General features: G+C 36.0%; 12 protein-coding genes. 9 read left to right on the top strand and 3 right to left on the bottom strand.

Translation table 11 applies throughout. The features are described 5' to 3' along the window. The first annotated feature begins 27 nt into the window (after positions 1–27). A complete protein-coding gene (locus ABJ974_RS14470) occupies positions 28–843 on the top strand; it encodes a M48 family metallopeptidase (RefSeq protein WP_419868936.1) in 816 nt (271 codons plus the stop codon). Between the two features lie 65 nt (positions 844–908). On the opposite strand, the gene ABJ974_RS14465 is transcribed toward ABJ974_RS14470, so the two are convergent. Continuing rightward, the gene (locus ABJ974_RS14465; protein ID WP_419868935.1) at positions 909–2,531 is read right to left on the bottom strand and encodes an ABC-F family ATP-binding cassette domain-containing protein; all 1,623 of its coding nucleotides are present in this window, start codon (positions 2,529–2,531) and stop codon (positions 909–911) included. Positions 2,532–2,650: 119 nt separating this feature from the next. Here ABJ974_RS14465 and smpB point away from each other — a divergent pair, with 119 nt between their 5' ends. The 5 genes from smpB (at position 2,651) to ABJ974_RS14440 (ending at position 7,369) form a co-directional block, all read left to right on the top strand. Beyond that, on the top strand, positions 2,651–3,109 hold the full coding sequence (gene smpB, locus ABJ974_RS14460; protein WP_419868934.1) for an SsrA-binding protein SmpB: 459 nt from the start codon (positions 2,651–2,653) through the stop codon (positions 3,107–3,109). Between the two features lie 77 nt (positions 3,110–3,186). Continuing rightward, positions 3,187–4,683, top strand: a complete 1,497-nt coding sequence (locus tag ABJ974_RS14455; RefSeq protein ID WP_419868933.1) for an OmpA family protein — start codon at positions 3,187–3,189, stop codon at positions 4,681–4,683. 92 nt (positions 4,684–4,775) lie between these two features. Next, entirely contained in the window at positions 4,776–5,516 is a 741-nt protein-coding gene (locus ABJ974_RS14450) for a YebC/PmpR family DNA-binding transcriptional regulator (RefSeq protein WP_419868932.1), read from the top strand. Positions 5,517–5,573: 57 nt separating this feature from the next. Continuing rightward, the gene (locus tag ABJ974_RS14445) at positions 5,574–6,401 is read left to right on the top strand and encodes a UDP-2,3-diacylglucosamine diphosphatase (protein ID WP_419868931.1); all 828 of its coding nucleotides are present in this window, start codon (positions 5,574–5,576) and stop codon (positions 6,399–6,401) included. Further along, on the top strand, positions 6,398–7,369 hold the full coding sequence (locus tag ABJ974_RS14440) for a glycosyltransferase family protein (RefSeq protein ID WP_419868930.1): 972 nt from the start codon (positions 6,398–6,400) through the stop codon (positions 7,367–7,369). Before ABJ974_RS14445 ends, ABJ974_RS14440 begins: the two co-directional genes overlap by 4 nt. Here the strand turns inward: ABJ974_RS14440 and ABJ974_RS14435 are convergent. Both ABJ974_RS14435 and ABJ974_RS14430 read right to left on the bottom strand, forming a co-directional pair. Further along, on the bottom strand, positions 7,358–7,648 hold the full coding sequence (locus ABJ974_RS14435; RefSeq protein WP_419868929.1) for a GNAT family N-acetyltransferase: 291 nt from the start codon (positions 7,646–7,648) through the stop codon (positions 7,358–7,360). The genes ABJ974_RS14440 and ABJ974_RS14435 overlap by 12 nt on opposite strands. Positions 7,649–7,684: 36 nt before the next feature. Further along, the gene (locus tag ABJ974_RS14430; protein WP_419868928.1) at positions 7,685–8,437 is read right to left on the bottom strand and encodes an RDD family protein; all 753 of its coding nucleotides are present in this window, start codon (positions 8,435–8,437) and stop codon (positions 7,685–7,687) included. Between the two features lie 27 nt (positions 8,438–8,464). Here ABJ974_RS14430 and ABJ974_RS14425 point away from each other — a divergent pair, with 27 nt between their 5' ends. From ABJ974_RS14425 to ABJ974_RS14415, 3 genes are read left to right on the top strand one after another with little or no spacing between them, the layout of a single operon-like run. Next, positions 8,465–9,448, top strand: a complete 984-nt coding sequence (locus tag ABJ974_RS14425) for a stage II sporulation protein M (RefSeq protein WP_419868927.1) — start codon at positions 8,465–8,467, stop codon at positions 9,446–9,448. Then, positions 9,432–10,394 carry a DUF4013 domain-containing protein gene (locus ABJ974_RS14420; protein WP_419868926.1) on the top strand — a complete coding sequence of 321 codons (963 nt, stop codon included), beginning with the start codon at positions 9,432–9,434 and terminating at the stop codon, positions 10,392–10,394. The genes ABJ974_RS14425 and ABJ974_RS14420 overlap by 17 nt, the downstream gene beginning before the upstream one ends. Beyond that, positions 10,387–11,187 carry a DUF4129 domain-containing protein gene (locus tag ABJ974_RS14415; RefSeq protein ID WP_419868925.1) on the top strand — a complete coding sequence of 267 codons (801 nt, stop codon included), beginning with the start codon at positions 10,387–10,389 and terminating at the stop codon, positions 11,185–11,187. The genes ABJ974_RS14420 and ABJ974_RS14415 overlap by 8 nt, the downstream gene beginning before the upstream one ends. The last annotated feature ends 2 nt before the right edge of the window (positions 11,188–11,189 follow it).

Below are 11,189 nucleotides of genomic sequence, written 5' to 3'. Positions count from 1 at the left end.
TCGTCGTTACAAAAAAATAAAATGATCATGAAAAAAATTACACTTTGTCTGGTACTTCTGGGCGCAGTATGCTCTGTTCAGGCCCAGAAGATCAATTTGGGTAAAGCTGCAAATGCAGTGTCAAAAGGTGCCAAAGCATTTACTTTTACAAATGAGGATGCTATTAAACTTTCCAAGGAATCCGTAGACTGGATGGATAAAAATAATCCTGTTGCAGGGCCTAAAGACCCTTATACAATCCGATTAAATAAACTCTTTAGCAAGCATACCACACAGGACGGGCTGAAGCTTAACTATAAGGTGTATAAGGTGGTAGACATCAATGCGTTTGCCTGTGCAGATGGAAGTGTCAGGGTTTTTTCTTCTTTAATGGATATCATGACGGATAATGAAATTTTAGCAGTAATAGGACATGAGATCGGACACGTTAAGAACGAAGATACTAAAGATGCAGTAAAAACAGCTTATATGAAAGCAGCTGCTATTGACGGAGCTTCTGCAGGTTCTTCTACAGTCTCGACGTTGAGCAGTAGCCAGGTAGGGGAAATGGCCAATGCGATAATGGATGCTTCCTTCAGTAAAAAGCAGGAATCAGAAGCGGATGATTATTCCTATAATTTTATGAAAGCCAACGGGTATGATGTGGTAGCAGCTTATACTGCATTTAAAAAATTAGCATTACTTTCAGAAAGCGGGGAAAAGCAGTCAGGATTCCAGAAGATGTTTAATTCCCATCCTGATAGTGCAAAAAGAGCTGATGCTATTAAAAAGAAAGCAGAAAAGGACGGATTATGGAAAGATCCGGGAACAGTGACGCTTCCTACTGTAAAACTTACAAAATAGAAAATATAATAAATAAAAAAAGTCCCGCCTTGATCAAGGCGGGACTTTTTTATGGTATGTAAATCTTAAGAGTACATTTTTTCTCTTAATTCTTTTACTTTCTTATCAGCAAGATATTCATCATAAGACATTTCTCTGTCGATAATTCCTTTAGGAGTAAGTTCTATGATCCTGTTACAGACAGTTTGTAGCATTTCGTGGTCATGAGAAGATAATAAAAGGTTTCCTTTGAAATTAGCGAGAGAGTTATTCAATGTGGTAATACTTTCAAGATCCAGATGGTTGGTAGGTTCATCCAATAGAAGGACATTCGCTTTCTGAAGCATCATTCTGCTGAACATACATCTCATTTTTTCTCCCCCTGAAAGCACTTTACATGATTTTAAAGCTTCATCCCCTGAGAATAGCATTCTTCCTAAAAATCCTCTTACAAACTCTTCATGACGCTCCTCGTCATTTTTCGTGAATTGTCTTAGCCAGTCTACAAGGCTTAAATCTTCCTCGAAGAAGTCCGTATTATCTAAAGGCATATAAGACTGCGAAGTGGTCACCCCCCATGCAAATTGTCCTTTATCCGGCTGAGTGTTGCCTGCTAAAATCTGAAAGAACTCCGTAATGGCCAATGAGTTTTTAGAAAGTACAGCTACTTTATCTCCCTTTTTAAGATTAAGATCTATATTAGAGAAAAGTAATTCTCCGTCTTTTGTTTTTTCAAGACCTTTCACATCTAAAATCTGATCTCCGGCTTCTCTTTCCATTTCAAAAATGATAGCTGGATATCTTCTTGATGTCGGCTTGATATCATCGATATTAAGTTTGTCGATCATTTTCTTTCTTGCCGTAGCCTGTTTAGCTTTTGCAACGTTCGAACTGAATCGGGCAATGAACTCCTGAAGTTCCTTTTTCTTTTCTTCGGCTTTTTTATTGGCCTGTGCTCTTTGCTTTGTGGCTAGCTGAGATGCCTGGTACCAGAAAGAGTAGTTACCGGTATAAAGGTTAAGTTTGGAGTAATCCAAATCTCCGATATGGGTACAAACCGCATCAAGGAAGTGACGGTCGTGGGATACAACGATTACCGTATTTTCATAATCGGCAAGGAAATCTTCCAGCCATGCGATGGTGTCAATATCCAGGTCATTGGTAGGCTCATCCAGAATAAGTACATCAGGATTTCCAAAAAGAGCCTGGGCCAGAAGAACTTTTACTTTGTCTTTATTTTCCAGTTCTCCCATCATCTGCCAGTGCATATCATCTTTGATACCTACATTGGACAGCATGGTCTGTGCATCAGATTCAGAGTTCCATCCACCCATTTCATCATAGATTACACCCAGTTCTCCTGCTTTGATACCATCCTCATCAGAGAAGTCTTCTTTAGCATATAAAGCATCCATCTCCTCCTTTATTTCAAATAACTTACTATTACCTCTTAAAACAGTTTCAAGAACAGTATACTGATCATACGCAAAGTGATCCTGCTCCAAAACAGACATTCTCTTTCCGGGTTCCAATGACACATTACCAGTAGTGGGTTCCTGTTTTCCTGTTAATATTTTTAGGAATGTAGACTTTCCTGCTCCATTGGCTCCGATAATTCCGTAGCAATTTCCTTTAGTAAACATGATGTTTACTTCATCAAAAAGAACTCTTTTCCCGAATTGTAAAGATAGGTTAGATACTGTTAACATATAGTTTTGTAAATTTGGTGCAAAAATACGAAAAGAATTTGGGTATTTTATAATAATGTAATATTCAAGTTTTTAAATCCAGTGTGTTTTTAAGGTTTTATTAATAAAAATTAACCGAAATGAAGATTGAGAAAACAGTAAATATATTAAATAGAAGAGCCCGATTTGAATACGAAATTCTGGAAGAATATGAGGCGGGAATGGTTTTAACCGGTACGGAAATAAAATCTTTAAGATCTTCCAAAGCATCAATAGCAGAGTCCTTCTGTCAGTTTATTGATGGGGAATTATATATCATTAATATGATGATTGATGAGTATAAATTGGGCACTTTTTACAATCATAAAACAAAAAGGGAACGGAAATTGCTCTTGCACAAAAGAGAATTGCAAAAACTCGAAAAAAAGTTAAAGGATGTTGGGAATACTATAATACCTTTAAAATTATATATCAATGATCGGGGAAAAGCAAAGGTCTTGATAGCGCTGGGTAGAGGAAAAAAACTTTTTGATAAAAGGGACGCAATTAAAGACAGAGAAAACAAACGAAACCTCGATAGAATATTAAAGAAAAGTTAAAAATCATTTAAAAAACTTTGTGTATAAAGAAAAATTATATTTATTTTGCATTATCAATTATTTAATCATTTAATTCTATGAAAAATCTAAAATTAGGAATTTCAGCATTGGCACTTACTGTTGCCTCTACTGTTTTCGCACAGACTACCAACAATCCGTGGTTGATCGGGGTTGGTGCTCATGCGGAAAACCATATAGCGGCGCGTACTAAATTTAGTAATACGTTCTCTGCTAGCAATTTAACGAAGAATATGTTCAATATGAACAACTTCTCTATTACTCCTCCATTATCTAAACTTACAGTTGCAAGAAACGTTGGAAAAGGTTTAGTTGTTGACTGGCAAACTTCAGTAGGAAACGTTGAGAACCAGAAATTCAATATGGGAAAAGAATTTTTCTTGATGACTGGTCTTGGTTTCCAAGCTAAAGCTGCAGGTCTTTTATGGAATGAAGAATCTTGGTTCGATCCATACTTAAGAGTTGGTGCTAACTACTTAAGACACGATTATACTGGTCTTAGTTTCCCTAGAAGTGCTGTTGACGGTAATGGTAACTTTATGGAAACTGTTAGAAATGGAGATGGTGGAAACGAAAACGGAAAAGCTAACTTCTTTACAGTGTCTACAGGTGCTGGTGCTAACTTCTGGGTAACTAAAAACTTCGGTCTTGGTATCCAGGGAGATTATGTAACAACTCCAGGTGATAAGTCTTCAGTTGCTAACTTCTGGCAAGCTTCTGCATCTTTATTATTTAGATTTGGTAACAGAGATAGAGATAAGGATGGTATCTTAGATAAAGATGACCTTTGTCCAGATACACCAGGTTTACCAGAATTCCAAGGATGTCCTGATACGGATGGAGACGGAGTTCCAGATAAAGACGATCAATGTCCAGATGTTCCTGGTCCAGTTGAAAACAACGGTTGTCCTTGGCCAGATACAGACGGTGACGGTGTAATCGATAAAGATGACGCTTGTCCTACAGTTCCTGGTCCAGCTGAAAACAACGGTTGTCCTTGGCCAGATACAGATGGTGACGGAATCTTAGATAAAGACGATGCTTGTCCTACAGTACCTGGATTACCAGAATACAACGGATGTCCTAAACCAGCTGACGTAATTAGTAAAGAAGCTACTGGTGCTCTTAAAGGAATCTTGTTCGACTTTAACAAGGCTACAATCAGACCAGAATCTAATACTAAATTAGACGAAGCTGCTAAGATCATCAAGCAATCTAATGACGGTACTTTCTTAGTAACAGGTCATACAGATGCTAAAGGTGCTGCTGCATACAACTTAAAACTTTCAAGACAAAGAGCTGCTTCTGTAGTATCTGCGCTTGAATCAAGAGGAGTTAATCCTAACCAGTTGAAGTCTACAGGTGTTGGTTCTAGAGAAGCTACTGTTCCAGCTACTGCTTCTGACGCTGAAAGAATGATCGACAGAAAAGTAGTTGTTCAAGCAATCAATGGTGCTGCTTGGGAAGCTCTTAAAAAATCTGACCTTGAAGTAGTTCAAAAGAAGACTGTTGTGAAGCCAGCTAAGAAAAAAGCTCCGGCTAAAAAAAGAAAATAATTGATTTTTCTAAATAATAAATACCTCCAAGTTTTTTGGAGGTATTTTTTTTTAGTTGACTTTTAAGTAATTTTGTAAAAATTTAAAATAAAATGGGAAGAGCGTTTGAATATAGAAAAGCTTCTAAAATGGCCCGTTGGGACAAAATGGCCAAAACATTCTCTAAAATAGGTAAAGATATTGCATTAGCCGTAAAGGCAGGAGGACCCGATCCTGAATCCAATCCAGCCTTAAGAAGATGCATCCAGAATGCGAAAGGAGCCAACATGCCTAAAGATAACGTAGAAAGAGCCATCAAAAAGGCAAGTGGTGCAGATGCCGAAAGCTATGAAGAAATCACATATGAAGGATATGGACAGGGTGGAGTAGCATTCTTTGTGGAGTGTACTACTAACAATCCTACGAGAACCGTAGCGAATGTGAGAGCTGTTTTTAATAAATTTGATGGTAACCTGGGGAAAAACGGAGAGCTGGCCTTTATTTTCGACAGAAAAGGAATTTTCAATATCGACCTGTCTCAGATTAAAATGGACTGGGATGACTTTGAAATGGAAATGATAGACGGTGGAGCAGAAGAAATCGATAAAGATGAGGAAGAGGTAATGATTACTACTGCATTTGAAGACTTCGGATCCCTTTCTCATAAATTGGATGAGCTTGGAATTGAAGCCAAAAGTGCTGAATTACAAAGAATACCTAATAATACCAAAGAAGTGACCGAAGAACAGTTTAAAGCTAATATGAAAATGCTTGAGCGTTTTGAAGATGATGATGATGTACAGAATGTATATCACAATATGGAGCTTACAGAGGATTTAATGAACTCTTTATAAAAGATAATATAACATTCATATACAGTTAATTTTCAATTAGTTTCTTTGCATAAAACTATGAAAAGAAACCTTGACTTAGTTGTAATTTCGGATGTACATTTAGGAACTTATGGATGTAAGGCTAAAGAATTACTGAGATATCTGAACTCTATTAATCCTAAGACATTAGTGTTAAACGGAGATATTATAGATATCTGGCAATTTAAAAAGTCTTACTTCCCTAAACCTCATTTAAAGGTTATTAAAAAAATCATTTCTCTTGCTACCAAAGATACAACCGTCTATTATATAACGGGAAATCATGATGAGATGTTCAGAAAGTTTACGGATTTTGAACTCGGTAAGCTTAAAGTATGCAATAAGCTTTGTCTGGACATGAATGAGAAGAAGACCTGGATTTTTCATGGTGATGTATTTGATGCTTCGGTTCAGCATTCCAAATGGATAGCGAAATTAGGAGGAAAAGGTTATGATTTACTTATCATGATTAATAATGTTGTCAATTGGTTTTTGGAAAAAATGGGAAAAGAGAAATACTCTTTTTCAAAGAAAATTAAAAACAATGTTAAAAAAGCAGTCAAATATATAGGTGACTTTGAGCTTACAGCCTCCGAGCTCGCGATAGATAACCATTATGATTATGTGATATGCGGACATATTCATCAGCCGCAAATGAGACAGGTAATGAATAAAAAAGGATCATGTACCTATCTTAATTCCGGGGACTGGATTGAAAACCTTTCTGCACTGGAATATCATAATGAAGAATGGAAGGTTTTTTATTATGATGATCATAAACATACGCTGAAAGATGATGAAACGGAAGAAATACAGGAAATCAATACCTCTGATCTCTACAAAATAGTAACCAATTTTTCCTCATGAAAATCCTATATGCATTTCAGGGTACGGGAAACGGTCATATGGCCAGAGCTCAGGAAATAATTCCTATTCTCAAAAAATATTCTCAAGTAGATACATTGATCAGTGGTCACCAATCTCAATTAAGCCCCGATTTTGACATTAACTTTCAATACAAAGGTGTTTCCCTTCTTTACAATAAATCAGGAGGTTTATCCTACCGTAAAACCATAACGGGGAATAACTTTTTAAATGCCTTAAAAACAATTAAGGAATTGGATCTTTCCCCTTATGATCTCATCATTAATGATTTTGAGCCATTAACAGGATGGGCCTGTAAACTGAAAAATCTTCCCATGATTGAGTTGAGCCATCAGGCTTCATTGGCATTTAAGGAAACCCCGAAGCCGGAAAAAAAAGACTTCTTTGGAGAACTTGTTCTGAACTATTATGTTCCAAGCAAAACAAAAATAGGATTCCATTTTAAAAATTACCATCCTCATATTAAAAAGCCGGTTATCCGGAAAAAAATCAGAAGTCTTAACCCCAATAATCAAGGATATTATATGGTCTATCTTCCAAGTTTTTCGGATGAAAATATTATGAAAGTCTTAAAGCAGATTCCGGTTCAGTGGAAGGTGTTCTCAAAATATAGCAAGGTGCGTGTAAAGATGAAAAATATCGAAGTTTTTCCTATAGATGAAGTGCAATACCTGAAATATTTTGAAGGCTGTGACGGGATTCTCTGTAATGCGGGCTTTGAAACTCCGGCGGAAGCTTTATTTATGGATAAAAAACTGTTTGTCATTCCTATTCATAATCAATATGAGCAGGAATGTAATGCCTGTGCCTTAGACCAAATGGGTATTCCGAACTCTTCGGTTCTCAGGCTGGAAGAAATTCAGGATTGGGTAGCTTCCGGACAACATATCCAGGTGAGCTATCCCGATGATATAGAAGAAATTCTGGTGAATGAAGTTTTAATTCTTTAGAAATATATCGTCAATACCGTCCATTCTTGTCATAACTGATCTGGCATAAGAGCAATGAGGATATACTTTCCAATTGTTTTCACGGGCAAATCTGATAGCTTCTTCTACCAAATACTTTCCCATTCCTCTTCCTTCAAATTCAGGATGTACCAATACAAAGGAAATAATAAATTTATTTTGCTCAGGAAAGATCGTATAAGTAAGCCTTCCTACTTCCTTAACGTCGTTATTTAAAGTGATAACTCCACCATTTCCGGATTTATTATTTTCAAATCTCATAATTCAGAACATTATTAATTAAAGATACAAAATTTATTAATTATCCCTTCCCGTATAATAATTGTAGTCTTTAATGATAACTCCTATGAACTGTCTTTCCGTCATTTTTGTAGGATCAATTTCAAGCTTTAAAATACTTTTGATCTTATCGGAAAGTTTGGAGATGATCTGCCTGTCATCAATTCTCAAAGCTTTTGTATAATTTTCCTTAATGATTCTCATGTCATTATCACTCAAGGCAATTACCTGAGGAAAGGAAGGTACATAATCCTCACGGATGTTTTCCAGTATAGTATGGGAAATATTGATGCTGTTTTTAAGTGATATAACTGCTGTTCCGGAAGCTATGTCTCCAAGCCGCTGGTTATTTTTAGAAACGATCATGGCTACCAGCCCAATAATTCCACCTAACATTAATATATCGACCAGCCTGAATACCCATCTGATCATATAATCTCCGAAGCTTGCCTGGTAGCCGTCGATTTTTACCACTCTTATCTTCATTATTTTTTTCCCCGGAGTCTGTCCCTCCATAAGGCTTTCCAATACCAAGGAATAGATATGAATAGGAAACGTAAGGGCTATATAAATGGCCATTGCGGACCATTGATCCATCCCATCCAGCAAATAGCCCAATTTTAAAATTCCGAAAAATACATAGAAAGTAATAAATACATAAGCTGCTTTTATTAAAAGATCAATAATGAATGCCAACATCCTTTCTCCTACGCTTGCTGTGGTGAAGTTAATATTTACATTTTGTGACGTATTAATCGAAATTTGAGACATATTTTTTAGTATTTTAGCCTAACAATTATGAGAGAGATTTATTTCATTAAACAAAATAAAGAAAAATGGTTGGGAATTGAACAGGTTATTCAGGGTAAAATCAAAAAAAATCCGGATGATCTCTCTTCTCTATATATCAATCTTATCAATGATCTCTCTTTTGCGCAGACTTACTATCCCAAAAGCAATACTACGGTTTATTTGAACCACCTGTCCTCACAGATCTTTCAGAAGATTTATAAAACAAAAAGAGTAGAAGAAAACAGACTTACTTACTTCTTTAAGACAGAGGTTCCTCTGCTGGTCTATCAATACCGCAGATACCTGATGTATGCTTTTTTATTCTTCATTCTTTTTACTTCAATAGGCGTTATTTCGGCTATTTACGATAAGGATTTCGTTACTATTATTCTGGGAGAAGGCTATGTGAACCAAACGATAGAAAATATTAAGCAGGGAAATGCCGTAGGAGTTTACCAGAGCGGTTCTACATGGGGAAGTACCATCGGCATTATTTTTAATAATATCGGGGTAGGTGCCAAATTGTATATTTACGGAGTATTCGGTGGAGTAGGAACTTTATTTGCATTGCTTTCCAATAGTGTAATGCTCGGCTCTTTTCAGTATTTTTTCTATGATTACGGAGCTCTGAAAGACAGTGCCCGGGGAATATGGCTGCATGGTGTTTTTGAAATCTTTGCCATGGTAGTGGAGGCCATGTGCGGTCTCATATTGGGAGCGTCCATTTTGTTTCCTAAAACTTTTTCAAGGTTTAACTCTTTTAAAATAGGATTTAAAGATTCATTTAAAATATTTTTAAGCACAATCCCCTTTACTGTTTGTGCAGGAATAATTGAAGGGTATATAACCAGGCATGCCCTCAAAATGCCTTTGGTACTGAATCTGATCATTATTTTCGGATGTTTGGCTGTAATCGGATTTTACTATTTCATTTATCCTTCTATCGTTAACAAAAAAATTAATAACCACACACATGATGCAGTTTTATAAAAAAAGAGATTTCGGTTCTTTTATTAGTGACAGTTTCAGCTTTTTCAAATTCTATGGAAAAGACTATTTTAAGACTTATACATTATTGAACGGACTTCTTTTGATCCTGATGGTAGTTGTAATCGTTTTTGGATACCGGGAGTTTTTTTTACAGCTTTTCGGTTCCAATATGGGAGGGGAAAGTTATTATTTTGAACAGTATTTTCAAGAAAACACCGGAATGCTTATCCTGGTCACCCTATTATTCTTCTTACTGTTATCTGCATTAAGTTTGGTGGCCTATCTGTACCCGGTTTTCTATATGAAGAGGCTTGCCGGAGGACAAACCCAGATTAAAACGGATGATATTGTAGGCGATCTGAAAAAAAATGCTAAAAAAATCCTCATCTATTACCTGGGGATCATGTTTGTGGTAATGCCTTTATCAGTTATCGTTATCCTGATCTGTTATGGATTGATATTAATTCTGATAGGAATCCTTTTACTCTTATTTGTTTTTCCCTGTCTTTTCAATTTTATAACTTTTTTAACCTATGATTACTTTAATTCGGATCGAGGTTTTTTTGAAAGTATAGGGTATGCCTTAAGGGCACAGTTTTCTTATCATACCGGAAGGGAAAATTCTCCATTTTGGAAATATTGGGGGGCTACGATCATCAATTTTTTTATTTATAATATTATAAGTTCGATCTTTACAATGGTCCCTGTGATCATGTTTTACGGAGCTCTTTTTACTATGCCGACTAATGCAAGCTTTGAGGAGAACCCGTTTACAGGTACTTTCGGAATTGTACTTTTTGTAATTTACGGGATATCTTTAATTTTCTCCTATTATATGATGAATCTTTTATATATCAATGCCGGATTGATGTATTATGACAGCAGAACGGATTTACATCAGAAAATGGAGATGGAAGAAATAGAAACAATAGGTATTAATGAATAGGACAATTCTTCTTTTCTTTTTGTTGTTTCTCTCTACAGGGCTTCTTAAGGCCCAGGATGATGGGGAATCTCCCGTTGTTGAGGAGGCGGTCTTAGACTCACTGCATATTTTTCCTTTTAAGGGAATGGTACCTACTGATTCTGTATTAAAAGCAAAACCGGTTTCTGACAACACCTCCTATCCCAAAAAATTTAAAGAAAACTTTCAGTCCAAATATAAAGGAAATGAATTTGATTATTCCACCTCAAAGCCGAGGGAGTCTTTCTGGCAGAAGTTGGAACGGAAAATTGCGAGAATTATTCAGAGTATTTTTGGGGTGGAGTCCCTTATGACCTCTGCGAAAATAACCTCTCTTATTATTCGGTTATTTGCTATTATTTTAGTCGGGTTCCTTCTGTATTTTATTGTTAAATATCTTTTGTCTAAAGAAGGGAATTTCTTCTTTGGGAAGAAGAATAAAAAAGTGGTCATTAATGAGGAAGAGCTTCATGAAAATATTCATGAGATTAATTTTCCCGAAAGTATTGCCAACTTTGAAAGAACAGGGGATTTCCGCTCTGCAATTCGTTATCAGTTTCTATTTGTCCTTAAAAAGCTGAGTGACAAAAAATTAATTACCTGGAATCCTGAAAAAACAAATAAAGACTACGTAGAAGAATTGAAAGTATCTCATTTAAAAGAAGAATTTTCCGGACTTTCCTATATTTTCGATTATGTCTGGTATGGTGAATTTAACATCAACGAGCAGGAATATCTGAAATTTAAGAACCAATATCAAGCCTTTAAACCCTAATG

Source organism: Chryseobacterium sp. CT-SW4 (assembly GCF_048572715.1).
Taxonomy (GTDB): domain Bacteria; phylum Bacteroidota; class Bacteroidia; order Flavobacteriales; family Weeksellaceae; genus Chryseobacterium.
This window is presented reverse-complemented; position numbering and strand designations above follow the sequence as displayed.